Below are 25,084 nucleotides of genomic sequence, written 5' to 3'. Positions count from 1 at the left end.
CATTTAATTATTTTAGCATAGAGGGCCTAAAACCTGTATAATGTGCCCTTGTTTTCGCTGGAAATTTACAGTATCCTAGGTTTAAGTTGTTTGAGAGGAAAGTTCAGCTCAAGACGTTAAAATGATCACGCCTCAGCTTTTGAATGTTGCCTCTTAGGATAGGAAAGTGGGTTAAATAAATAGACGGAGGTATTTTCAAACATGTCGAAAAAAGTAACCTTTGACTACAGCAAAGCCCTGCAATTTGTCGGACAGCATGAAGTGGATTATCTTGCCGAGCAGGTCCGTACGGCTCATGAGCAGTTACATAACGGTACGGGGGCCGGGTCCGACTTTCTGGGATGGATCAACCTTCCGACCGAATACGATAAGGAAGAGTTCGCCCGCATTAAGAAGGCGGCGGCCAAGATCCAAAGCGATTCCGACGTGCTGATCGTCATCGGCATCGGCGGCTCCTACCTGGGCGCGCGCGCGGCGATCGAATCGCTGTCTCATTCGTTCTACAATATTTTGCCGAAGGACAAGCGCAAAACGCCGGAAATTTATTTTGCCGGCAACAACATCAGTTCGACTTACGTAAATCACCTGCTGGAGCTGATCGAAGGCAAGGATTTCTCCGTCAATGTCATCTCCAAATCGGGGACGACAACGGAACCGGCGATCGCTTTCCGGATTTTCCGCGCGGCCCTGGAGAAGAAATACGGCAAGGAAGAAGCGCGCAAACGGATCTACGCGACGACCGACCGCGCCAAAGGCGCTCTTAAGAAGCTGTCCGACGAGGAAGGTTATGAAACGTTCGTCATTCCGGACGACGTGGGCGGACGTTACTCCGTGCTGACGGCCGTCGGCCTGCTCCCGATCGCGACCGCCGGCATCAGCATCGACGAAATGATGCAAGGCGCGGCGGACGCGGCCAAAGAGTTCAGCAACCCGAACCTGGCCGAGAACGCCAGCTACCAGTACGCGGCTGTCCGCAACGCTTTGTACCGCAAAGGCAAAGTGACGGAAATTCTCGTGAACTACGAGCCTTCCCTGCACTATGTGTCGGAATGGTGGAAGCAGCTGTACGGCGAAAGCGAAGGCAAAGACTTTAAAGGGATCTACCCGGCATCGGTCGACTTCTCCACGGACCTGCACTCCATGGGGCAGTTTATCCAGGAAGGCAACCGGAATATTTTCGAGACGGTCATTCAGGTGACGGAAGTGCCGAGCCACATCACGATCGAATCCGATCCGGCCGATTTGGACGGGCTGAATTTCCTGGCCGGCAAAACGCTCGATTTCGTGAATAAGAAGGCGTTCCAAGGCACCTTGCTCGCGCATACGGACGGACAGGTTCCGAACCTGGTCGTCAACGTGCCTGATTTGACGCCGTATTCGTTTGGCTACCTCGTGTACTTTTTTGAGAAAGCCTGCGGCATCAGCGGTTACCTGCTGGGCGTCAATCCGTTCGACCAGCCGGGCGTTGAGGCCTACAAGAAAAACATGTTTGCGCTTCTCGGCAAACCGGGATACGAAAAGGAAAAGGCCGCACTGGAAGCAAGACTTTCCGAATAACGGCTTTTCGGAAGCAGGTCCCCTTTTCGAAGGAAAGATACAGCGCCAGGAAGCAGTTCGCCGCATGTTTCGGCCGGGCTGCTTCTTGGCACATTCATAAGGATGGATTCATATGCTGGAACGGTATAAGACGGTTCGAAGAGCCGGCGAGAAAGAAATCGTCATCAAGAAATCGAGGTTTATCGGACACGTCAGGCCGGTGGAAACGGAAGACGAAGCGATAGCTTTTATTGAGGAAGTCAAGAAAAAGCACTGGAACGCCACGCATAATTGTTCCGCTTATATGATCGGCGAGCGGGATGAAATCCAGAAGCAGTCGGATGACGGGGAGCCGAGCGGCACCGCCGGCAAGCCCATTTTGGAAGTAATCAAAAATCAGGGCCTCAAAAACGTCGCCATCGTCGTTACCCGGTATTTTGGCGGCATCATGCTGGGGGCCGGAGGTCTCATCCGCGCTTATACGGACGGGGCGGTTGCGGCGATCGAAGCGGGGGAAGCCATAACCCGGGTACTGCACCAGGAAGTGTTTGCGGAACTGGAATATACTTGGCTGGGCAAGGTGGAAAATGAACTGCGAAACCGCGGAATCCGTACGGGGGATACGGTGTTTGCAGATAAGGTGACGCTCTGCTGTCTGCCGCTTCATCATGAAGCGCAGGCCTTCATCGCTTGGATGACGGATCTGACGGGGGGACAAGCGCTGATGGCGGAAGGTGACCAGGTTTACTTTATCGAAGGGGAATAACGCCTATGGCAAGAAGAGCAGTAGATCAGGAGTTGTCGAGAGAAAGAATTATGGAAGCGGCCCGGCATTTATTCATTACAAAAGGGTACCGCGGAATTTCCATGCGGAGCATCGGTCAGCATTTGGGTTACAGTCACGGCTCGTTGTATTATCACTTCAAGGAAAAAGCCGAATTATTTTACGCTATCGTGGTCAAGGATTTCGAATCTTTAGCCCATCTGTGCGAGCAGGTGGCCAAACGTCCGCCCGCTGAGGGTTTGACCAAGACTGAGCAGCTGATGCTGGAATTCATCAAGTTCGGCTTGGAGCATCCGCACCAATACGAAATCATGTTCATGCTGAGGGATGAGGAAATATTGGCGTATTGCCGCAGCGAGCAAACCAAATGCTTTAACATGTTCGAATCCATCGTTCGCAGTTTTTTGCAGGAGGAAAAGCACCCGCTGGAAGATAATCCGTCTCTTCCGCTCAGCATGTTTTTGGGGATGCATGGATTTATCTCTTACTACATCCAGGATCGGCTGACCTTTGAGGAAATCAAGCCCGCAGCGGTGGCCCATGTGAAAATTTTGAGCCACAGCTGTTACCGGATAACGTCATGAGGCGTTTTTGTTTTAAATTAACGCTTTAATCATTTACACTATCATAGCATCAATACTTTATAACATTACTTTACAAAACCGGTGGACGTGAAATGAACCAGCTCATTTCGCAAGCAGCCGGTTTTATTTTTTGCCATAAAAATGTTTCTCATAGCGCTTGGCCTTAGCCCATTTACGGATTGACGGAAGGCCCGGGGTTTGGTAATCTATCCATATATAAAGCCGAGTATTTACATCAGAATAGACATAATGAAGGGGTTCATGTTTTTTCGGGAAACGGTTTGACGGCACGGGTGGCTTGCGGAATCTGGAAAGGATGTGGCTTTGCATGCATGTTGAAGTACGAAATCTGGATAAACATTTCGGCGCTTTTCATGCCGTACAGAATGTCAGCTTCGGGATCGAGAAGGGGCAGCTGATCGGTTTGCTGGGGCCCAGCGGCGGCGGCAAAACGTCGATTTTGCGGATGCTGGCCGGACTGGAGCAGCCGGATGCGGGGGAGATTCTGTTTCATGGAAAACGGGTAAACGAACTCGCTCCCCAGGAACGGGGCATCGGTTTCGTATTCCAAAGTTACGCTTTATTTAAGCATATGACCGTTTTTGATAATATTGCCTTTGGCCTGCAGGTTAAGAAGGCGCCTAAGGCGGAAATACGAAGCCGGGTCAGCGAGCTTGTCGAGCTGACCGGGCTCAAGGGCTTTGAGAGCCGCTATCCCCATCAGCTGTCCGGCGGTCAGCGGCAACGGGTCGCTTTTGCCCGCGCTTTGGCGCCTCAGCCGCAGCTGCTGCTGCTCGACGAGCCGTTTGCGGCGATCGACGCGAAAATCCGCCAGGAGCTCCGTTCCTGGCTGCGGGAGCTGATCGAGCGCGTCGGCATTACGTCCATTTTCGTCACCCACGACCAGGACGAAGCGATTGAAGTGGCCGATGAAATCATGATCATTAACCAGGGGCGCCTCGAGCAAAAAGGCACGCCCTGGGATATTTACAAGGAGCCGCAAACCCCGTTTGTCGCCTCGTTTATCGGGCAATCGACTTTGGTCGAGCGGGCGGCCGACCTCAAAGGATTTGAGGAAGAAAGCGGCGGACCCGGGACGCGGGCGCTGATCCGGCCGGAATACATCGAGGTGGGGGCCGAACATGAGTTTACGCTGCTTTCCGCTACGGCTCCGGGGATCGTAAAGCACCTGCATTTCCGCGGCAGCGAATGGCTGGTGGAAGTTGAAGTCGGGGGCCACACGTTAACGACCTTCCGCTCGCTGGAAAAAGAGACGCTGAAACCCGGGCAAGAGGTGCGCGTGCTCGTCCACCGGGCTTATCTGTTCAATGACGAGCGCAGCTGGATCTTGGAAAACCCGCTGAAAGGCAACCCGCTTAGCGTTATTATCTGACATTATTCCATTGGAGAAATCCAATAGATTGGCGAATATCAAACGAGAATTTGATCTCTCATTGGAAATATCCAATAGAATTCGCTCAAATTGTCCGTTTTACGTCCTGTCGAGCCTATCTATTGGAAATATCCAATCTAGTTGATGTATTTTCCGCTCAGTTTCTAATCTATTGGATATTTCCAATCAGACGCCGTCCCTGCCCGCTTAACCGGCATAAAAAGGCGGCCTCACACCTCTTAAGAAGCCGGTGTGGGGCCGCCTATTTGCCCGGAAACCGTGTGTTTTTAGGCCGCCATTTCTATTTTGAATATTCCGCACCAAAGTTTCCCGCACACTCCAAACGCCTCTACTCCAAACGCCTCTACTCCAAACGCCTCTACTCCAAACGCCTCTACTCCAAACGCCTCTACTTCAAATCTATCTATTCCAAATCTATCTGTTCCAAATTTACACTCTCGAACGCACTTCCTGGCGCATGAACAGCACGTAGGACAGGCCGAAGCAGATCATCGTGGCGGCGAGCAAACCGGTGAGTTGCGGCCAGATCAGCAGCAGGCTTTGCCCCAGCGATAACGGGCTGGCGATCGCCCCGATGAGCTGATCCATCGTCAGCGGCCCCAGCGAGCGGACGCCGGGGGAGAGCATCGTTGTGATCGTCTCCGAAAACAGCTCCGTCGGGGACAGCCGGTTCAGCGTCAGGACAAAGTTCATTTGCCGCAGCTGCACGTCCGCCGCCGCCATTTGCGAAACGGCCGTGGCGCTGTCGATCATATTGATGATCATGCTGTAAAAAATCGTGAAGAACAGCCAGACAGCGATCGAAGAAAGCGCCGAGGTGGCCGCCTGGCGGAAGCGGATCGAGAACAAGATCGACAGGCACAGCCAGAAGCCGATATAGACGACCGCGATCAGCAGGAAGATGAGGATCCGCCCGAATTCCTCCGGCGTCGGCGGATACCCGATCGTCATCAGGCCCAGCCCCATCACCAGAAATCCAAGCGAAAACACCACGATCCCGATCATGAATAGGGACGATACAAACTTGGCTTTGATGAAATCGTCCCGGTAGATCGGCTGCGACAACAGCCGGCCCAAGGTGCCCTTGTTCCGCTCGGAATTGACGGCGTCGAACCCGAGCGTAATGCCGATCAGCGGCCCCAGCCAGGACAGGAAGGTGGCAAAGGACGGCACCGCCAGAGAGGAACTGGTCAGCGTGTACATTTTCAGGAACAAAAAGGTGTCTCCACCCCCGCTGTCGCTAGTGGCGCTGCCGCCGGCGATCGCGGTGACCGCCGAATAAATCGAGCCGATGCAGGCCAGGACGATGATCCCCATCAGGATGCCGAACCTCCAGCTGTGGAGATGATCGCCGATTTCTTTTTGCACCATCACCCAAAACGAGGAAGAGGAGCGCACCCGGGCGCCGCTTCCGTCTTCCGCATCGCGGCGGGGAAGAAGCTCATGCAGCGTTTTTTGCATCCGCTTCCGTATGTCTTTCAGATGCAGCGTTTCCTTTACGGAAGAAAGGTTCCACGCCATCTTGCCCTTAGGCATCATCGCTCTCCTCTCCTTTCGAAGTATCGATGGTAAATGTCATCCAAACCATACTCTTTGCGCCGGATGTACACGAGCTCCGCTTCGGCGCGGATGACGGTTTCGGCGATTTGCGCCGTCAGGTCGCGGCTGCAGATGACCGTCGCGGTAACGCCTTGGTCATGCTCCGCGCCACCCGCCTCCGGATAACGGATTTCCTGCACCCCGTCCAGCTGCTTGATTTGGTCCGCGAGCGCTTCCGGCCAGGTTTTGGTGCCGACCTCGATGTAGGTTTTGCCGTCTTCGTCCAGCTGCTTCGACAACGTTTGGATATCGCCCACGGCAATCAGCTTGCCCTGAACGAACAGGCCAACCCGGTCGCAGATTTGCTGGACCTGATGCAAATGGTGCGAAGACAACAGCACCGTCAGCTTCTCGTCGCGGCTCAGCGAGGAGATCAGCCCCAGCAGCTCGCGGACCCCTTCCGGGTCGATGCCGAGCGTCGGTTCGTCGAGGATGATGACCTCCGGGTTTTTGATCAAAACGTCGGCCAGTCCCAGACGCTGCCGCATCCCGCGGGAAAACGCCCCGACCTTTTTGCCGCTGTGCGCGGTAAGGCCGGTTTTCTCCAGCAGCTCTCCGGCCCGCCGGACGGCTTCTTTTTCCGAAATTCCGTTTAGTCTGGCGGTGTATACCAAATTGTCCAGGGCGGTCCGGTCCTCGTAAAAGCCGATGTCGTCAGGGAGGTAGCCGACAATCCGTTTTACGCGGAGCGCTTCACGGGTCGGATCGAGGCCGCAAATCCGGGCGTGCCCGGAAGTCGGCTCGGTCAGCCCCAGCATCATGAGGATCGTTGTCGTTTTTCCGGCGCCGTTCGGGCCAAGCAATCCGAAAATTTCCCCGCGCGAAATGCACAGGTCGAGATGGTCTACGGCGGTGGCTTCTCCGTATTTCTTGGTTAACTGGCTGAGCTGCACGACAGGTTGATCATCGGCGGCAACCGCTGTGGGATTCATGCCGGTCACCATCGTTTATCTTCTCCCGTATTTCCGGAACAAATAGTAAATCCCCGCGCAGACGGCCAGTATGATGAGAACTCCCACCCATCCCCATAATACGGACGATTTCACCGTCACCCGCAGATCGGCGTTCGCGCTTTTATTGGCGGAAGAAGCGGTCAGGCTGACGACGTAGTCTCCGGCCAGCGCTTTTTCGCTCGATTTGATCGTGGCCTGGACCTGCTTGCTCTCCCCAGGGGCGATGGCATTGATCGCGGACGGTTCAAAGGAAACCTCCCAGTCGGTTGGCGCGCTCGACGAAAAAGAAAGGTCCTGCAGATCGGCCGAACCGGTATTTTGCACCACAAACGTCAGCTTGCGTTCGGAGCCCGCTCTAACATCCGTGCTGAGGACTTCATTGGATGTCGTAAACTTCATATCGTAGGTGCCGGTAACGACCGCTTCGATGCTTGCGTTCGCCGTCGAGTCGCCGCTGGCGGCCGCGATCGGGATGTCGTACGTGCCGGCTTTGATTTGCTCCGGCGGCTTGACCTCGATCGAGATCGTTTTTTCCGCGTTCGGTTCGACTTCCACGGAGGTCACGCTGTTGGAATCCGCTTTGAACCGGACGTCCCAGCCTTGCTCGGCCTGGGCGGTTAAGGCGTAGGTTTGTTTTTGCGTCGTCCGGTTCCGCAGCACCGCGCTGTACGTGAACGTAGAGTCGGAATGGCCCTCCATGTTCGCTTGATCCAGGGTCAGCTCCGTTTTGAAGGTGCCTTGCTCCGAGACGTTGACGACGAGCGGAAGCGTAGTCTGATCGGCTTTCAAATTAAAGGCGTAACGGCCCTTATCGACCTTCAGCGGCACTTCCAAGTCCAGGGTAAAAGTTTGCGATTCCCCGGGTTTTACGGCAAGCCGGGAAATGGCCCGCCCGCCTGCGGACATGTCATAGGTCCAGTCCATGTGCGCGGTCTCCAGCGACAGGCTGGCGGAAGCGGTGGACGACCCGTGGTTGACGAGGTCGATCGAATAAGAGACGGTTTCGCCGGGAGCGGCCGACCACTCGAGATACGGGGTGTACAGCTCCAGCGAGCCGGCTGCGGAAGCTTTGCCCGGGCCGGTCAGAGCGCTGCCCCCGAGCGCGGTAAACAAGATGAGCAGCGTCAGCGACGCTTTTCGAAAAAATAGAAGCATCTCTTTGATCCCCCTATGGTTAAAATGTTGTTTCATAAAGGATACGAACGGGAAAACGGGTTGGATTTATTCGCCGGGAAAAAAACTCAACCTAATAATCTGTGTTTGACAATCAAGCAGGCAACCGATCGTGGTAAGAAATGGCGGAAGAGCGTTTAAAGCAGATTAAACATCCGTTATCAGGACGCTTTGCACGATTATCCCGTTTGATCAGGAAGCTTGATCAGGAAGCAGAGAAGAAGATAACTTCAGGTGAAGCACTAGCGTTGCATAAAACCTAACGCGAATAATCAAATATTAGTTAAATATGGGTAATTATGATCATTTTTCATGGAAAAAGCATAAAAAATCTCCTATTGTAAAGAGGTAGGTACGTTGTCCATAACTCTCTACAAAAGGAGACCATCCATGGATAACGTTAAAGCTAAAACGGTCATTTGTCAACTGATTTCCTTACTGCCCATCGATGTGCATCAACGTTTACTCTTCGACCATTACACCAAGAAACTTACCACGATGAAAGCGATCATGCTCTTCATCAATGCTCAGTTGAAACAATGGTCATCTTACGGTGAAATGGAAATTGCACTTCGTGCTGAGCCGAAACTTCAGCAGCTTCTACAGTTGGAGAGTATCAGCGGCTCGCAATTATCCCGAAAACTCGATCAGATCCCAACGGAGCTGTTGGAGTGGATGTTTCAGCATCTGGCATCACAAACACAGCAACGTGCTTGCCACCAGGGCCAGAGCGGGAAATTGCACATCATTGATTCTTCCAGCATTCGACTGCCGCTTCAACTTGGAAGTTGGGCCAAGATGTCAAATAAGAGTAGCGGCGTCAAGATGCATCTGCGCCTCGTTGTTACAGCTCCCGACAAGCTATTTCCTGATGCCATGATCCCCAGTTCGCTCAATGTAGGGGATCGTGCGGGGGCCGTTGAACTGGTCGTCCCCTCGGATGCGATTTATGTGATGGATCGCGGTTATGATGATTATGCCCGGATGGATCAATGGGTCCAGGACAACATCCAGTTTGTGATCCGTATGCGAGATCGCGCGCTTGCCACCGTCATTGAGGAGTATCCTGTTCCGGAAGGCTCGAACATCACGCGGGACGCCAAGGTTTGCGTGGGCAGTTCCTTCCGATCCATGGAACATTCCGTTCGTTTGGTGGAGTTTTATGACGAGCAGGAACGGACTTATCGTATTTTTACATCGGTATGGGATAAGACCGCTGAAGAAATCGCGCAGATCTACAAAAATCGCTGGCTCATCGAGTTGTATTTTAAATGGCTGAAGCAACATTTGCGATTGAAGAAGCTGCACAGTCATAAACCACAGGCTATTTGGAACCAGTTATTCTTGGCTTTAATTACTGCCTTGCTCGTGGAGCACATCCGGCACAGCACCCAAACGGCAAAAACAAACTGGCAAGTGCTCCGGATTCTCCGCGAGTATTTGTACCGTTCATGGCGATCCTTTCGAACCGAACTGGATCGGAAACCCAGTCGAAGTAGTCCGGGGAGACGTCCGGGGTCAGGTCCCAAAGCGTTATCGGTGCGCACAATGGTTGGGATAATTAAGCCAAGCAAATTCAAGTAATAATATCCATTATATACATTTAATGGGACATCGCGACCTACGCATTAGGTAACCTTGGCTTTTTGGTCTTAAGCTTAAAAAATGACTGTAAAAAAATCCATTTATAGTTTCAATAATCCAAATGTGGGTTTTGCTGAAAATTGATGTTAGTGTTCTTGCAACGCTAGTGCAGGTGAAGGAGATATATCCTGCGAGAAACAGATATGTTTAGGGAGAAAGCAGATATATCTAGGAGAAGAAATGTTCGGGAGAAGCAGTTATGTTCGAGATCATTAGACAGGTTTTGGAGAAGAAGGTTTAGGAGAAGTGAAGCAGACCTGACAGGAGGGATAGGGCAAGACACCGGGAAAAATGAAAAGACCGTGATCTTGCTGCAGTCTGAAATCCGTTTGCAGCATTGTCTGTACCGTTCAAGCATTTCTATCAGGCTGCAGCCGCAAGGGGCTGATTCGGTTGGCGCGCGATTAGCCGGCGGTAGGGAAGCACCTGCACCGCCACACACATGTGTAGCAACTTCCGCCGCATCGTTTCTTCCGCTCCAGGCAGTCCTCCGGACAGGCGCAGCCGGCGGCGTATGGTGTATTCGTTCAGGTACGCCTGCAGATGCTTCAGTCCCAAGGCTCCATACGTACTCTTCAGCGATTCCCACGCCTCTCTTACCACTCTCCGCAAAGGCGCATACAGCCGAAAGGCCTGAGGGAACAATTGTACCACCGATGTACGGACATCCACATGCCCATTGATGAACGCGGTTAGATCGTGACGGTTTGCCCTTTTTTCGCTTCCCCGCTTATGCGGCACCAGGCGGATTTTGACCTGCTCCGGCTCGCCCGACTCCGTGACCGTGCATCCCGCTACGACCGCCGAGGCGTACGGATGCGAAAGCTGACACCGGGACGGATTACGCCCATACTGATCGCTGTTCACCCTCACGTCTCCGGAGAGCAGCTCCCGGGCATCGAACTCCCCGGCGGCATGACGTATTTTGTGCAGCACTAACCAGGCGGTTTTGTAGGTAACCCGAATCACCTTGCTCAGCCGCAGCGCCGAGATGCCGCCCTCAAGCAGGAACAACTCCAGAGCGTGAAACCACTTCACCAGGGGGAGATGCGTTCCTTCAAAAATCGTGCCGACCAAAGGCGATGTTTGATGCTTGCATTTTCCGCACTCGAACAAAGGGATATGCCGGGAGGTCAGACGGCTGCACCCGGTGTGAGCGCAGCGCGGGCAGACAAAGCCGCTTGGCCACTTCACCGCGATCAGCGCCTCCATGCAGGCCTGCTCGCTGTTAAAACGGCTGCTGAATGGCTGAAGTTCCGTTCCTGCATTGATCTCCATGTTTGCTCGCCCCCGAATCAAGAATTTACGAACATAAGTTCCATTTATTTCATTATAGCAAACATGCGTTCCCTTATCAAGCTGAAAATCTCACCTGAACCGCCTCATTTTTTCCTCATCTTTTTTGTTTTTTCTTCTCTCTTTTTTGGAACCTTTTCTCTAGCCCCCCTGCTCACTGCTCCATGAACGAAAGGGATAATCGTGCAAAGGCAGGCAGCAGGCAGGGAAACCAAGACACGAACACTATAGACAACCCCTCAGAACAGCGCCTAAAGTCGTCATTTATTTCGTCAAGCAATGATCTCGGTTTTGAGCCGAAAAAAATTAGGGTTTTCAAAAGGGAGCGTTTTTGGTAAAACGAAAATTAAATAGGAAGAGGAGAACAATTTGCGGGAGGGAAGGGAATGGACCTGCAAAATGAAGAGATGACGCGGCGCCTGCGCGAGATGTGCGGCGGTTCGGTGCAAGCGTTTGATGCGTTTTACGCTGAGTTTTCTCCATTTGTGATGCAGGTGGCCAGCCGTTTGGTCGGAGAACGGATGGAAGCCGAGGATGTTTGCCACGAAGTATTCATCGAAGTGCTCCGCCGAGGCAAAGATTACGATCCGGCCCGCGGCTCGATCAAGGCGTGGCTGGCCGTCATGACGCGAAGCCGCAGCCTTGACCGGATGCGGCGCAAGGCACGGTTGGAGTACCCTGGGGATGAGGCGCTGCAGCGGAAAACGGAAGAGGCCGGCGGTTCGGGCGAAGACGAGGTGTTGTCCAGGCTGGAGCGCGAAGCGATCCGCACCGCGATTTATACGCTGCCGGAGTCGCAGAAAAAAGCGATCATGGGCTCCTATTATGCACTGCAGACCCAGCGCCAAATGTCGGAGGCCTGGAGCGTGCCGATCGGCACGGTGAAATCGTGGGTCCGGTACGGGCTGCACAATTTGCGCAAGCAATTGGAAAAACAGGGCTGGGTAGACCAACTGGAGGGAGGGAATCCGCATGATCGGACGACACATCGATCCTAGCACCAGCGGGGTGAAACGGAAAGCGGACGATCCGGGTGCCTGCGTCCGCTTGTATTCGGAGCAAGAGTGGATCGACTGGCTGCTCGGCTCGCTGGCGGCGGTGAAACGTTCGGAGATGGCGGCTCATTTAACTTCCTGCGCGGTCTGCCTTGAGCATAAGCGGCGCTGGGAAGAAATTTTGGACATTCGCGGCGGCGGCCAAGACGCCGCGTATAAGACGAAAGAACCGGCTTATGCTCTGGCGTACGCCGGCGAAGATTACGGTCTGCCGGCCAAGGTCCCTTCCGACTCGATCCGCAGAAAACTGCGTCTCCGGGTACAAATGACCGGGTGGCGGCTCGGCGTTTCCCGTTTTTTTGCGCACCGCTGGAAATGGACGGTATCGTTTGCCGCTGTTTTGATGGTGCTGATCGGGATGGGGGTCGGTATCGGCCGCTTGACGCAGCCGGATGCTAAGTGGGACCGCTATGTGCAAACCTATGAGCCCGAGGCGCTGCCGGTAATGTCCAAGCCGGGGACGATATCTTATCAGATCGATATGGGGCGGCTGGAGCCGGACGGCGGCATGGTCTGGTATAATGCCGATTCCCGGGAGATGTTGATGCTGGTCGGCGGGCTCGTCCCGGATAAAAATCAACTGGTAAGGGTATGGATCGTCAAGGAGGGCATGCGCGACAGCCTGGGCCTCTTGCAGTATCACGCCAACCGGGCCCATCTTTACGTCAAGGACAAAACATTAAGCGACGCCGACAATCTGGAGCTTACGATCGAACCGGCGGGCGGAGCGCCGGAAGGAAAGCCGCTTTTGCATACAATCTCTTTGGATTTGCTGGGGCGGTAGCCGCCGGCCGGATGGGGCATGGACACAAAAAGAGCGCGAGCGCAAGGGGATAACCCTGACGGCTCGCGCTTTTCGGCAATCAGACATGTTTCGGATGGTAATATAATTCGTCCAGCATGGCCAGCAAATTTTTGTAATTCGTCAATGTCTCCTGATCTTCGACCTTCGTGCCGGACTGGTAAAACACGATATCGCCCGTACCTTCGTGCAATTGCCCTCTAGCTTCGAGGATGCGTTTTAAGTTTTTGGCGGTTCCGAAACTCCCCGAAATGATGTCCACTTCCGGCGGAAACAGCTGTCTAAGGCTATTTTCGAAATAAGGGAAATGCGTGCAACCCAGAACAACGGTTCCATACTGGGTAAGATCCAGGGGAGACAATTGTTCTTTTAAATAGGACACGGCGACCTCTTCGGCGAATTCAAACTTCTCCGCAAAACGGACTAACCCCGGAAGAGGCAAACTCTCCACGATGTCCTCGTGGTCGATTCTTTTGACTAGATTATGGAACTTTTCCTCGTTCAGCGTTAACTGTGTCGCCAGCACCAAAACTTTTTTCCGCCGTCCCTCCCATTTTTGTACTGCGGGTTTTACGGCCGGTTCTATGCCCACGATCGGAAGATCGTATTTCCGGCGGAGATCCTCGATCGCGATGCAGGTCGCCGTGTTGCAGGCCACGACCAGCGCCTTCACGCCTTGGCTCACAATAAAGTCCACCGCATCAAAAATATACCCTTTAACTTCTTCCTTCGGTTTTTCGCCGTACGGGACGTGCAAGGTATCCGCATAAAAGATGTAATCCTCGTTCGGCAGCAGCCGCAGCGCCTGGTGAAGCACGGTAATCCCGCCGATCCCGGAATCCAAAAATCCTATTCTCACTGCTTTCACTCTTCTCGTTAATGATTTCTGTTTTATTTTAGCATTCAAGTCTTCTCTGTACCATTTATAGTTATTTCCTTCGAAAGGGACATGGTTTATTTTACGATATTGCCGCACGGCCCGTAAGGTCGATTTCCACTACCCGACATAAAAAAAGGCGTTTTTGCTTGTTGCGAGTATCCTTCTAGAGATAGAATGGAGGTATGGAAATTTAGCTTAAAGAGGTTGTTCAAAAAGTCATCTTTTGATCACGAAGTAGGCCAAGAAGTGGATTCGGCGTAATCTTGAGCTTAAAGAAAGGAGCGGACTCCTGCATGGATCAGCTTGTATTTATCGGCACCGGCGACGCGATGGGGGTTCCGAGAGTATATTGCGAATGCGAGGTTTGCGGGGAGGCCCGAAGCTCGGGCGTCAACCGGAGGTACCGTTCGCTCGTCTCGGTCGAGGGGGAAGAAGGGGGCTTTCTGGTCGACTGCGGCCCGGATTGGCGGACGGGAATGGAGCGGAGAGGCCAGCGTTTTGCCGAGCGGATTTTGGTGACTCACGCCCATTTTGATCATATCGGCGGGCTGCCGGAATGGGCTGACGCCTGCCGCTGGCTGAACCGGAGAGGGCAGCTGTACGCGCCGCGTGAGGTGCTGGACATGATCGTCCGGCAGTACCCCTGGCTGGGCGGAAATCTCGATATGCATGCGGCGGATGACGCGATCACCCTCGGCGGATGGCAAATCCGCGGCTGGAAGGTGTTTCACGGCAAAAACGGGTTTTCGTACTCGTACCGGTTCGAGAAAAACGGCTTCGCCTGGGCATACTGCTCCGATTCGATCGCTTTGCCCGAGGAACAGCGTGCCCCGCTGCACGGTTTGGATCTGCTGGTGCTGGGCACGAGCTTTTACCGGGAAGAGGCCGAATTTTCCACCAGATCGGTATATGACGTCACCGAAGCGCTGGAGCTGCTGCGCGAAACCCGGCCGAAGCGGACGCTGTTCACCCACATGTCCCACGATATCGACCTCCGCCGCGATTACGGCTTGCCGGCCGGCGTAGCGTTTGCGAGAACGGGGATGAGCGTATGGCTTGGCGAATAATGGATATCGCCGGATTAGCGGCACTTTATGTACTTATTTTTGGAGGAAGTTGTGCTAGGCGGACAAGATCAAAAAGAGGTTATCCTTGGTTTTGCCGTATTGGATGCGCGGCGCTTTACAAGGATAACCTCTTTCATTAGGGGCGGATTTAAGCTTCCGGAGCTACCGGATTCAGCACGAACTTGTCGATGACGTGTTTGACGCCGTCCTCATTGTTGCTTAGCGTCACGTAATCGGCGATTTCTTTGAGGGCCGGGATGGCGTTGCCCATCGCCACGCCGAGTCCGGCGGCTTCGAGCATTTCGTGATCGTTCCAGGAGTCGCCGATGGCGATCGTTTGCGACAGGTCGCAGCCGAAATGGCCGGCCAGGAATTTCAGAGCGTGGCCTTTGGTGCCTTCCTCGTGCATGATCTCCAGGAAATTCGGCTTCGATTTCGTGATATGCACGCCTTGGCCCAGCAGCTCGCGAAGCTCCGGGGCAATCTCGTCGAGAAAATCGGGCTCGTCGATGATCAGCATTTTTGGCGTCGGCTGTTCGACCAATTTTTCAAAATCGGGTTCGATATAATAGCGGGTCCGGTTCAGGTTCGTGTAGTCAATCAGCTTCTGATTTTCTTCGCGGGCGTACAGCTTGTCATCGATGTAGGTCTGCAGATGCAGATTGCGGCGGATGCAATATTCGAACAGTTTGCGGGCCGCTTCCTTCGGGACATACCGCTCGTAGAGCACCTTTTCGTCCATCAAATTCTTGATCAGCGAACCCTGGTACGTAATGATCGGCACATTGAGCCCTGTCTGGCGGGCAATCGCCTGCGCGGAAGCGTAGGCCCGGCCGGTCGCCAGCGTGACGACAACGCCTTTTGCCACCGCTTGTTCCAGCGCCTGCTGAGTGGCCGGAGTCACCTCCTTGTCGTCGTTGATCAAAGTATCGTCAATGTCGATCGCTATCAGTTTGTACATGATTTCTCTCCTTATTTTTCCATTTCTATCGGCCGGTTCGAGGACTTCCCCCTCATCGGGCCGGTATCTTCAAACCATAAGGAACCGATGACGCTAAGGATGCCGACCGCCGCCATCTGCAGCGAGGCTAAGGGCAAAGCCGGATAGCGGGGCGCAAATACGCCGGTGTAAGCCACGTGCAGGGCAAAGCCGATCGCGCACAAAAAGACGAGTCCGTCGCCCAGGTTCCAGGCCAAAGCGGACCCGGCAAAGGTCAGCAGATATAAGCCCGCCGCGGCCAGCATAGCGCTGAGCCAAGTATATCGGGAAATCGAGTGCTTAAGCAGCCATACGGACAAAAAAGGAACGATAACGACGGACAAACCGGTAATGAAACCGGCATTCGATGTCGTCGTATACAGCAGCCCCACCGTTTGAAACGAATAGCCGGCGAACAGGAACAGGCCGAGCAGGGCGGCGTGCCCCGCCATACGCCAGGACAGCTCGCGCCACTGGCCGCGGTAAAACAGTGAAATGATCAGGGCGAGCAGCAGGGCCGCTCCCAGGAAGCGGATGCCGTTAAAGGCAAACGGCGGCAGCACCCGGACGGCGTTCTGCACGATCAGGAACGTGCAGCCCCACATCAGCGCCACGAGCAGCAGCGCGGCATCGGCAAGACGGGCGCGTTTCATCGCAGCCCCTCCCCCGGTGCGGAAAACGTCTTATTCTTCAAGGAATACCAGTCCGATAAAGTCGTCAAATTCCAGATTGCCGAAGTAATGTTTAATGTCGATCCCGGCCAGCGCGGTTCGCGCGGCCTCTTCCGCGTATTTTACGCCCCGCAGCTTGTCCTCGATATCGGCGACGTCGCCGACGCCGAAGAAATCGCCGTAAATCTTGATCTCCTGAATATGCCCGTCCTTGATGTTCATGCGCAGATCGATGATGCCGACCGGGAATTTTTTCGCGTGTTTGACGTTGCATTCCGGCGACAATCCGTAGTTCCAGTCCCAGTTTTTGTAGCGCTGGTTGGAGATTTCATGGATTTTGGCCCAATCGCTTTCGGTCAGTTTATATTGCGGCACCGCCTCCGGCTCCATGCCGAAAATATGGCGCAGCAGCTCGGCGCGGAACTCTTCGATCGTCATTTTTTTGTCCAGAAAATCAATGATGTTGGCGACCCGGCTGCGCACGGATTTGGTGCTTTTCGATTTGAATTTTTCCGGGTTGGCGTGAAGCGAAGCCTGCACGTTGTCCAAGTTCAGATTAAACATCAGCGTGCCGTGGCTGAACATCCGCCCGCGCGTGGAAAATTGGGCGTTGCCGGAAATCTTTTGCTCCCCGACCTGCAGGTCGTTGCGCCCGGTCATCTCCGCGTTGACGCCCAGCGATTTGAGCGCCTGCACGACAGGCTCGGTAAATTTGCGGAAATTGTGGAACGACTGTCCGTCATCTTTGGTGATGAAGCTGAAATTGAGGTTGCCCAGATCGTGATATACCGCTCCGCCCCCGGAAAGCCGGCGAACGACCTGCACGCCGTTTTCCTTGACGTATTCGGCGTTGATTTCCTCGATCGTGTTCTGGTGTTTGCCGATGATGATCGACGGGGCATTGATATAAAAAAGCAGATAGCTGTCGTCTTCCAGCGGAAGATGTCTGAGGGCGTACTCCTCGATGGCCAGGTTTACGGACGCATCGGTAATCCCCTCGTTGTCGATAAATAACATTAGGTTTCTTTCCCCCTATCACTTTTCGTCTGCGGACGGCCCGGCGTTCGAGCGTTTCCCGCAATCTTTGAAAACAGCTTCACTTCTATTGTAAACCAATCGGGCTTGAAACCAAAGAACCGTTTCAGCGGAGTTCAGCCTATCGTTTTTTGCGGTCGGCCGCGTTTTTTGCGGATTGACGGAGACTGGCCGGAACTTCATAATGAGGGCATTGGTGAAAATGGAAGGATTTGCGGAACATGAAAAGAGGAATGATGGACGTGTTGGAAATTTACGGACACGGGGGAGATCTGGAAACGGCCACGCTTAAATACGGCGCGGCGGCCGGCGGATTTACGGACTTCAGCGCCAACATCAATCCGCTCGGTCCGCCGCCGGGATTGCTGGAAGCGCTCAGGAACGCGCTGCCGGAGGTGGTGCGCTACCCGGACCCCGGGCACCGGCGTCTTGTCGCGCTGCTGTCGGAACGCTATCGGCTTGCCGAGCCGTCGTTTGTCATCGGCAACGGGGCCGCGGAAAATATGGCCTTGGCCTTGCTCGCGCTGTCTCCGGGAAAAGTGGGGATCGTCGAGCCCTGCTTTTCGGAATACCGCAGCTTGTCGGAGCGGTATGGCGCGGAGGTGGTTGCGGTGTTCGGCACGGAGGAGCGCGATTTCAAGGCCGACCCGGACGAGGTGACGCGGCTGATCCGCGATACGGACATGGTGTTTGTCGGGCAGCCGAACAATCCCAACGGGGTGCAGTACGGTTTGGACGAGCTGCGGCGGTTCGCTGAAGCGGGGGAAGCGTACGGCACCTATGTGGCGGTGGACGAAGCGTTTATCGATTTTATCCCGGAGGAGCGGCGCTGCACCTTGCTTCCCGAGCTTGAGGCGTACCCTCATCTGATCGTCATCCGCTCGATGACGAAGTTTTACGCGATCCCGGGGCTGCGGCTCGGGTTTGCGGCGGCGCATCCAAGGCTGGCTGCGGCGATGCGGGACAAGCGGGTGACGTGGAGCGTAAACATGCTGGCGCTCTTGGCCGGCGAAATTTGTCTGCGGGCGGATGCCGATTATGAACGGGCGACGATCGCGCTGGTTGAGCGGCAGCGCGAACGGCTGCGCGAGGCGCTAGGGCGGCTTGGCTGCCGGACGTGGCCGGGGGAAGCGAACTTTTTGCTCGTCCGCCTGCCGGAGCTCTGGACCGCGGAACGGATGCAGGAAGCGCTCGGACGGCGCGGGGTGCTGGTGCGCAGCTGCGCGATGTATCCGGGGCTCGGGGAGCGGGATATTCGCGTTGCCGTTAAGGATGAAGCGGCCTGCGCGAAGCTGGTGTGGGAAATGGAACAGGTAATGGGAGGATTGGAGGGTTAATAGTATGACGATGCCTTTTGTGACGGGGGAACCGGGAACCGTTTATAACTCGGAGGTATGGCCGGGGCTGCGCCTTCATTTTGAGGAGCGGCATTTGCTGCTGGAGGCCCCGGAAGAGCTGGACGGCCTTGGCAGCTTGGTGTTTGGCGGCGGGCCCGGGGTTTTACGGCGGATGGTCAACATCTATGTTGACCGGACTTACCGCTGCGACGCCCCGCTGCGGGATATTGCGGCGCTGCTGCGCGAGTGGGGATATCCGGCGGAAGGGACGGCCGGATTGCTGACGGCCGTGCAGCTGCGGCACGCCGCCGTAGCGGAGGAACGCGGCGAAGATTTCGCCGTCTTCTGCTGCGCGACGGCGGGGGCGGGGAACGCCGCGCGGGCCGGCGTGCGGCGGACGACGTTCCCGGCCTCCTGGACGCCGGGAACGATCAACATCATGCTGGCCGTGGACGGGCGGCTGACGCCGGCGGCGCTGGTGAACGCCGTGATCACGGCGACGGAGGCCAAAACGGCCGCGCTCGCGGATCTCGGCGTGCGCGACGCCGAGAACGGCCTTGCGGCCACCGGCACCACGACCGATGCGGTTGTGCTCGGCGCAAGCCAGCGGGCCGGCTGGCCGCTGCTGCACGCGTACGCCGGCACCGCCACGGACCTTGGCGGCACGGTGGGCCGCCTGGTGTACGCCGCCGTGACCGAGTCGCTGCGCGCTGCGGCGGAGGCCGAAGCGGAAACGGGGGCAGGGGCAGGGACAGGGCAGGAGCTGCGCCCATGACGGCGGCGTGGTGGGTGTTGCCGGTCGCGTATTTGCTCGACCGGCTGCTCGGCGACCCGCGCTGGCTGCCCCATCCCGTCGTCGGGATGGGCAAGGCGGTCGCCGCGCTCGAGGCGGCGCTCCGCCGCCTCGTTCCTCCCCGCCGCTACCGCGCGGCGGGGGTGTTGCTGCCGCTGCTGGTCGCCGGCGGCAGCTTTGCCTTGACCTGGGCCGCGCTGCGGCTCCTGGCCCAGGTCAGCCCGTGGCTCGCGGCGCTGGCGGAAGCCGCGCTGATCTGGACGACGATCGCGGCCAAAGGCCTGCGAGACGCCGGCATGGACGTGCACGGCCACCTGCTGCGCGGCGACCTCCCCGGGGCCCGGCGATCGCTAGGCATGATCGTCGGCCGCGACACGGCGCACCTGGATGCGCCGGAAATTACCCGCGGCGCCGTCGAAACGGTCGCGGAAAACATCGTCGACGCCGTGGTGTCGCCGCTGTTTTTCGCGCTGCTGGGCGGGGCCCCGCTGGCGATGGCTTACCGGGCGGTCAACACCCTCGATTCGATGGTCGGCTACAAAAACGACAAGTACATCGATCTCGGCTGGGCTTCCGCCCGGCTGGACGACATCGCCAATTTCATCCCCGCCCGGCTGACGGCGCTGCTGCTGGTCGCGGCGGCCTGGACGCTTCGGCTCGACGCGGCCCGGGCCTGGCGCACGGTGCGCCGCGACGCCCCGAAGCATCCGAGCCCGAACAGCGGCCGCCCGGAGGCGGCGGTCGCCGGAGCGCTCGGGGTGCGGCTGGGCGGCAAAAACAGCTACCGCGGCGTCGTCTCGTTCCGCGCTTATATGGGCGACAAAACCCGCGAGCTAGAGCCCCAGGACATCCCGCGCACCGCTCAGCTGCTTTTTTGGGTGGCCGGCGTCTTCGTCTTGCTGGGCACAGCGCTGTGGATTTGGCGAAGCGGGGGAATTGCCTGGATCTAGCGGCTTGCTTCTTAAATAACGTGGTTCATCTGCGGGTGAGTACCATGTATCGCTGATTTCCATTTGTTCTTGGTGCCAGAAACGAGGATACTCAGCGAGCATGAACCGAATTGCAATAAAAATCAGGCTGTCTCAGAAACGTCCATACAAATAACGGAACTATATGTTCTTATTATCCGGAGTCTAGCCTGTTCATCACCTTTAGCGGAATTTTATGGTCTTATTTTCCTATGACGCTGCAAAAAATGCCCATTCCTCTGCGATTCGAGAAAATAGCGACATAAATTTCCTCTATTTTTCTTAACATGTGGGATATCGCCGAAGTAACGCCATTTTTTTCCCTTATGTTTCAGCCGCCTGGGTTTTCAACAGGCTAGTACGCAGGATAATTGTCGAAATAAAGTCGAAAATACCCCTTGACAAAAATGAAAGCGCATTCCATAATGTCGATATAGAAATAGAACGACGTTCTCTAATGTAGAACGACGATAAAAGAGAGAGGTCCTGAGGCCATGGAAGAATCAAAATTAAAGTCCCTGTCCAAAGCGTTGGATGTTCTGGAATGTTTTTCCGTTGAAGAGCCGGAGCTGGGCATCACGGAGATCTGCAACAAGCTTGGTTTGTACAAAAGCAATGTGCACAACATCGTATCCACTTTCGAAAAACACGGTTATTTGACGAAGAATCCGCAGACCAACAAATATAGGCTGGGCCTCAATATCCTGAAGCTCAGCAACATTATCAGCAGCAATCTGCACGAAAGAGACTTCATCCAGCCGCACATCAAGCAAATCGCCAACGAAACGGACGAAATCGTATATTACGCCATTCTGCACAATAAACAGGTGCTCTACCTGGACTACGCCTGCACGTCCGGCACGATCATGGAGACATCCAAGATGGGCGTCATGGCTCCAGTGTACTGCACCGCGACGGGAAAAGCGATGCTGGCTTTTTTGCCGGACGACGAACTCGAAAGCTTGCTGCAGGACGATTTTACGCAATTTACCGAAAACACGATCACCAATAAAGAGGCGATGCGGGCCGAACTGATCAAATCAAGAAAAAGGGGGTATTCGGTAGACAACATGGAGCATGAATACGGAATCAAAGGCGTCGGTGTTCCCATTATGGACAGAAGAGGGTATCCATTCGCGGCAATCAGCATATCCGGTCCTTCCTTGCGGTTTGACGAGGACAAAATTGAGTTTTTCGCCGGCCTGCTGAAGCAGCACAAGCAACAAATCGAAAGACAGCTGCCTTAATCTCATTGTACGCCTGAAAGGGGGGACTCCGCTTTTTTTTACGCAATATCAAGAACGATGTTCTATAATATGGAACAAATTCCATCATTTATACTTTAATATCTAAGGCAGGAGGCAGACAAATGGAGACGATCGGGAAGAAAAATAGCGAAAAATGGATTGCCTACGCTTTTATGGCCCCCGCGCTGCTGCTGGTTTTGCTGGTATCGTTTTATCCGATCGCCGTGGCCATAAAATGGAGCATGTACGAAACGGAATATGTAAAAACGGGAGCTTATGTGGGCGCCGGCAATTTTCTCTCCATTTTCAAAAATGAAAGCGGTCTCAAAAACATCGGAAATTCATTTGTCTACGTATTCGGTTCGATTCTGATCGTAGTTCCCCTAAGCACGCTGCTGGCTGTTCTGTTAAATATGAAAATCAAGTTCAGAGTTTTGTTCAGAACGGCGATCATCTTGCCTTGGGTCATTTCGCAAACGGTTACGGCGCTATTGTGGAAATGGCTGATCAACGCCAACTATGGTCCCGTGAATTATGTGATCGAGCGGTTTGGCGGCGCCAAGGTCGATCTGCTCAGCACCAGCGGGGGAGCCAATCTCGCGCTGATCGCCGCCAACGTTTGGAACACCTTCCCGATCGCGCTGGTGCTTATTTTGGCCGCGCTGCAGACGATTTCCTCCGAGCTTTACGAAGCGGGGCGGGTCGACGGTGCGACCGGCTGGAAGTCGTTCACGCACATCACGCTGCCGCTGATCAAACCGACGGTTCTGGTTACGTTGATCATGCTTAGCCTGGAGTATTTTAACATGGTGACATTAATTTACGTCTTTACCGGCGGCGGACCGTTCAGCGCTACGGAGACGTTAAGCCTGCGGGCGTTCAAGGAAGGCTTCGAATATTGGAACATCGGCATGGGTTCGGCGTTCAGCGTCCTGCTTTTCGGCTTCAACATCATTTTGAGCTTACTATATGTGAAAGCGCTTAAAAATAAAGAATAGCGAACACAAGAAAGGGGGAACGGCTATGCAAAGCAGGCTAATATCCAACGGAAAATGGTTTAATCTCCTCGTGTATGTCGTATTGATTTTAAGCTCCGCCTTTGCGCTTATCCCGATTTTATGGGCGGTCAGCACTTCGCTCAAGTCCGAGGCGATGATCGTGCAGTATCCGCCGCAATGGATTCCGGCGCAGCCTACTTTCGAGAACTACGCCAACGTGCTGTTTCATTCCAACTTTCCCCGCTATTTTCTGAACAGCATGCTGGTCGCGGCCGTTTCCATCCTGGCTTCCCTGTCTATCTCCGCGCATGCGGCGTACGCGGCTTCAAGATTTCATTTCCGGGGCAAAAAAATAATCCTGTTCCTGATTCTCATGACTTCGATGATTCCGGGCATTGCCGTTCTGATTCCGCTTTATTTAACCGCCGTCAAGGCCGGTCTGTACGACACCTTTATCGGCATGATCCTGATTTACACGGCCTGGCGAACGCCGATGCTGATTTGGGTGCTGCGCGGGTTCTTCGACTCCGTCCCCAAGGAGATCGAGGAAGCGGCCAAGGTCGACGGCAGCTCGCCGCTTCGCACCTTCTACCAGCTGATTCTTCCCGTCTCCCAGCCCGGACTGGCCGCCGGCGCGCTGTTGTCCGCCATCTACGTATGGAACGATTTTCTTGTGGCCTTCTCCTTTACGACCAAGGACGAGCTGCGGCTTTTGTCCGTCGGCCTGTACAACTACATTACCCAGTACGGCATCAACTGGGGACAACTGATGGCCGCTGTGGTCATCTCGGTCATTCCGGTCGTCGTATTGTTCGTCTGTTTGCAGTCCAAATTCGTGGACGGCTTGTCCGCGGGTGCGGTCAAGGGGTAATCGGCGGTGTCAAGAGGGACAACCTCTTCACATAACTAAACGACTGGGGGGTTTTAAACATGAAAAAGCTTTGGGCCTTTATCTTTACCGTAGTGATGATCGGAGCGCTGGCCGGTTGCGGCAATTCGGGGGGCGGGGAAACGTCGGGCAGCTCAAACTCGCCGGGCAATTCGGCAACCGGAGATGCCGGGAAACCCGTGGAGCTAAGATTGTGGACGTTCCTTAACCCGGAGCAGCAGGACGATCCGAGATCGGCGGCGTTAAAAAGCATCGTCGCGAGCTTTAACGCCAGCCAGAGCGACATCAAAGTTTCGGTTGAAAGCGTTCACTTTTCCAAGATCGATTCCCAGGTCATTCAAGCAACCGCTTCGGGCGGAGGACCGGATATTTTGAACGTTTACACCGATCTGTTGAAAATGCATACCGAAGCCAAGACAATTCAGCCCATCACTAAATACGCGGCAGAATGGCTGGCTCAGGAAGGCCAAGACGATTATATCTATTCGGCGGACCAGCTCAAGCTGAACGGCGAAATTATGGCGATGCCTTGGGAGGCGAGGGTATTCACCCTGTTCTACCGCAAAGACCTTTACGACGCGGCCGGTCTGAAAGCTCCGGAAACGCTGCCCGAGCTGCTCGCAGCTTCGAAGCAGGTGGGGGACGGCAATCGGCTGGGATTCGCGGTCGGCATGTCCGAAGGAGCAAACGCGGCATCGTTTATGGAGACCTATATTCCGATTTTGCGGGCGGCGGGCGGCCAGATGTTCGACGCGGACGGTAAAGCGGTGTTTAACGATGACGCCGGCGTCAAAGCGATCAATTTCCTGAAAGACATGGTGGACAGCGGGGCGATGAACAATCAGACGATTTCGATGACGGCCGACGACATCACAAGCGGGCTCAAAGCCGGCAACATCGCCACGGCGGTGTCGGGAACGATGCGCGCTTCGGCGATCAGAGGCTCCGAGGTCGGCCAAAACATTCTGACGACGCCGATGCCTCCGTTCGAAAAAGGGCAGCCTGCGCCGACCATGGTCGCCGGCCAGACGCTGGCGATCGGGGCGAACACCAAACATCCCGATCAGGCGTGGGAGTTCATTAAATATTACTTGAGCAAAGAATCGCAGATTAAATGGGCCGAGGCCGGCGTTATGCCCGTGCTGTCCTCCGCTTACGAGGATGCCGCGGTAACTGCGTTGCCGAACTACGAGGAACTGCTGCGCTGGAAGCAGGAGGCAAGCGAAAGCGGTCAAATCGTTTTCTATCCGGCGGATTATACCCTTTTGAGCACGGATCTGGCCAAAGCGGCGCAAAGAATTATTTTCCAGAACGCTCCGGCCAAGGAGACGCTGGACGCGGTTGCGGGCAACTACAACGCCGGCAAGCAGTAAGGTAAGC

The 25,084-nt window shown here is 55.0% G+C and carries 23 protein-coding genes; 15 read left to right on the top strand and 8 right to left on the bottom strand.

From position 1 onward, the window contains the following. Positions 1–201 precede the first annotated feature (201 nt). The 4 genes from DYE26_RS15075 (at position 202) to DYE26_RS15060 (ending at position 4,297) form a co-directional block, all read left to right on the top strand. Positions 202–1,557 carry a glucose-6-phosphate isomerase gene (locus DYE26_RS15075; RefSeq protein ID WP_036625100.1) on the top strand — a complete coding sequence of 452 codons (1,356 nt, stop codon included), beginning with the start codon at positions 202–204 and terminating at the stop codon, positions 1,555–1,557. Positions 1,558–1,669: 112 nt separating this feature from the next. Beyond that, positions 1,670–2,302: a YigZ family protein gene (locus tag DYE26_RS15070; protein ID WP_036625098.1), complete on the top strand. Its 633-nt coding sequence runs from the start codon at positions 1,670–1,672 to the stop codon at positions 2,300–2,302. A 5-nt stretch (positions 2,303–2,307) separates the two neighbouring features. Further along, positions 2,308–2,904 (top strand): TetR/AcrR family transcriptional regulator, encoded by a 597-nt coding sequence (locus DYE26_RS15065; RefSeq protein ID WP_036625094.1) that lies wholly within the window; start codon positions 2,308–2,310, stop codon positions 2,902–2,904. A 328-nt stretch (positions 2,905–3,232) separates the two neighbouring features. Continuing rightward, positions 3,233–4,297 carry a sulfate/molybdate ABC transporter ATP-binding protein gene (locus DYE26_RS15060; protein WP_036625091.1) on the top strand — a complete coding sequence of 355 codons (1,065 nt, stop codon included), beginning with the start codon at positions 3,233–3,235 and terminating at the stop codon, positions 4,295–4,297. A gap of 450 nt (positions 4,298–4,747) precedes the next feature. On the opposite strand, the gene DYE26_RS15055 is transcribed toward DYE26_RS15060, so the two are convergent. From DYE26_RS15055 to DYE26_RS15045, 3 genes are read right to left on the bottom strand one after another with little or no spacing between them, the layout of a single operon-like run. Continuing rightward, positions 4,748–5,857, bottom strand: coding sequence for an ABC transporter permease (locus DYE26_RS15055; RefSeq protein ID WP_227872687.1), 1,110 nt, complete (start codon positions 5,855–5,857; stop codon positions 4,748–4,750). Next, positions 5,854–6,861, bottom strand: coding sequence for an ABC transporter ATP-binding protein (locus tag DYE26_RS15050; protein ID WP_051985644.1), 1,008 nt, complete (start codon positions 6,859–6,861; stop codon positions 5,854–5,856). Before DYE26_RS15050 ends, DYE26_RS15055 begins: the two co-directional genes overlap by 4 nt. A 3-nt stretch (positions 6,862–6,864) precedes the next feature. Beyond that, on the bottom strand, positions 6,865–8,025 hold the full coding sequence (locus DYE26_RS15045; protein ID WP_036625089.1) for a COG1470 family protein: 1,161 nt from the start codon (positions 8,023–8,025) through the stop codon (positions 6,865–6,867). 408 nt (positions 8,026–8,433) lie between these two features. Here DYE26_RS15045 and DYE26_RS15040 point away from each other — a divergent pair, with 408 nt between their 5' ends. Then, a complete protein-coding gene (locus DYE26_RS15040; RefSeq protein ID WP_115311229.1) occupies positions 8,434–9,627 on the top strand; it encodes an IS4 family transposase in 1,194 nt (397 codons plus the stop codon). Positions 9,628–10,050: 423 nt separating this feature from the next. Here DYE26_RS15040 and DYE26_RS15035 read toward each other — a convergent pair whose 3' ends face one another. Next, positions 10,051–10,965, bottom strand: coding sequence for a transposase (locus tag DYE26_RS15035; protein WP_051985643.1), 915 nt, complete (start codon positions 10,963–10,965; stop codon positions 10,051–10,053). Between the two features lie 404 nt (positions 10,966–11,369). Between DYE26_RS15035 and DYE26_RS15030 the strand changes: the two genes are divergently transcribed. Both DYE26_RS15030 and DYE26_RS15025 read left to right on the top strand, forming a co-directional pair. Continuing rightward, positions 11,370–11,981: an RNA polymerase sigma factor gene (locus DYE26_RS15030; protein WP_036625075.1), complete on the top strand. Its 612-nt coding sequence runs from the start codon at positions 11,370–11,372 to the stop codon at positions 11,979–11,981. After that, entirely contained in the window at positions 11,956–12,822 is an 867-nt protein-coding gene (locus DYE26_RS15025) for an anti-sigma factor (protein ID WP_036625073.1), read from the top strand. Before DYE26_RS15030 ends, DYE26_RS15025 begins: the two co-directional genes overlap by 26 nt. A 79-nt stretch (positions 12,823–12,901) precedes the next feature. Here DYE26_RS15025 and murI read toward each other — a convergent pair whose 3' ends face one another. Then, a complete protein-coding gene (gene murI, locus DYE26_RS15020; protein ID WP_036625071.1) occupies positions 12,902–13,699 on the bottom strand; it encodes a glutamate racemase in 798 nt (265 codons plus the stop codon). Between the two features lie 314 nt (positions 13,700–14,013). On the opposite strand from murI, the gene DYE26_RS15015 reads away from it, so the two are divergent. After that, complete coding sequence (locus tag DYE26_RS15015; protein WP_036625070.1) at positions 14,014–14,787, top strand: MBL fold metallo-hydrolase; 774 nt, start codon at positions 14,014–14,016, stop codon at positions 14,785–14,787. Positions 14,788–14,935: 148 nt separating this feature from the next. On the opposite strand, the gene DYE26_RS15010 is transcribed toward DYE26_RS15015, so the two are convergent. Genes DYE26_RS15010 through lplA form a run of 3 tightly spaced genes read right to left on the bottom strand, consistent with a single transcriptional unit; the run spans position 14,936 to position 17,454 of the window. Then, complete coding sequence (locus DYE26_RS15010) at positions 14,936–15,748, bottom strand: Cof-type HAD-IIB family hydrolase (protein ID WP_036625068.1); 813 nt, start codon at positions 15,746–15,748, stop codon at positions 14,936–14,938. 11 nt (positions 15,749–15,759) lie between these two features. Further along, positions 15,760–16,419 (bottom strand): DMT family transporter, encoded by a 660-nt coding sequence (locus DYE26_RS15005; protein ID WP_082207894.1) that lies wholly within the window; start codon positions 16,417–16,419, stop codon positions 15,760–15,762. Between the two features lie 30 nt (positions 16,420–16,449). After that, positions 16,450–17,454 carry a lipoate--protein ligase gene (gene lplA, locus DYE26_RS15000; protein WP_036625067.1) on the bottom strand — a complete coding sequence of 335 codons (1,005 nt, stop codon included), beginning with the start codon at positions 17,452–17,454 and terminating at the stop codon, positions 16,450–16,452. A gap of 239 nt (positions 17,455–17,693) precedes the next feature. Here lplA and cobD point away from each other — a divergent pair, with 239 nt between their 5' ends. The 7 genes from cobD (at position 17,694) to DYE26_RS14965 (ending at position 25,077) form a co-directional block, all read left to right on the top strand. Next, positions 17,694–18,809 (top strand): threonine-phosphate decarboxylase CobD, encoded by a 1,116-nt coding sequence (cobD, locus tag DYE26_RS14995; protein ID WP_036625065.1) that lies wholly within the window; start codon positions 17,694–17,696, stop codon positions 18,807–18,809. 4 nt (positions 18,810–18,813) lie between these two features. Continuing rightward, positions 18,814–19,584, top strand: coding sequence for an adenosylcobinamide amidohydrolase (locus tag DYE26_RS14990; RefSeq protein WP_051985642.1), 771 nt, complete (start codon positions 18,814–18,816; stop codon positions 19,582–19,584). Beyond that, positions 19,581–20,552, top strand: a complete 972-nt coding sequence (gene cbiB / locus DYE26_RS14985) for an adenosylcobinamide-phosphate synthase CbiB (protein ID WP_036625063.1) — start codon at positions 19,581–19,583, stop codon at positions 20,550–20,552. Before DYE26_RS14990 ends, cbiB begins: the two co-directional genes overlap by 4 nt. Positions 20,553–21,064: 512 nt before the next feature. Continuing rightward, a complete protein-coding gene (locus tag DYE26_RS14980; RefSeq protein ID WP_036625060.1) occupies positions 21,065–21,817 on the top strand; it encodes an IclR family transcriptional regulator in 753 nt (250 codons plus the stop codon). 122 nt (positions 21,818–21,939) lie between these two features. Then, positions 21,940–22,815, top strand: coding sequence for a carbohydrate ABC transporter permease (locus tag DYE26_RS14975; protein WP_036625057.1), 876 nt, complete (start codon positions 21,940–21,942; stop codon positions 22,813–22,815). A gap of 25 nt (positions 22,816–22,840) precedes the next feature. After that, positions 22,841–23,686, top strand: a complete 846-nt coding sequence (locus DYE26_RS14970) for a carbohydrate ABC transporter permease (RefSeq protein WP_036625054.1) — start codon at positions 22,841–22,843, stop codon at positions 23,684–23,686. A gap of 59 nt (positions 23,687–23,745) precedes the next feature. Next, the gene (locus DYE26_RS14965; RefSeq protein WP_036625052.1) at positions 23,746–25,077 is read left to right on the top strand and encodes an ABC transporter substrate-binding protein; all 1,332 of its coding nucleotides are present in this window, start codon (positions 23,746–23,748) and stop codon (positions 25,075–25,077) included. Positions 25,078–25,084 lie beyond the last annotated feature (7 nt).

Origin of the sequence: Paenibacillus macerans, assembly GCF_900454495.1 — a bacterium.
Classification (GTDB): domain Bacteria; phylum Bacillota; class Bacilli; order Paenibacillales; family Paenibacillaceae; genus Fontibacillus; species Fontibacillus macerans.
This window is presented reverse-complemented; position numbering and strand designations above follow the sequence as displayed.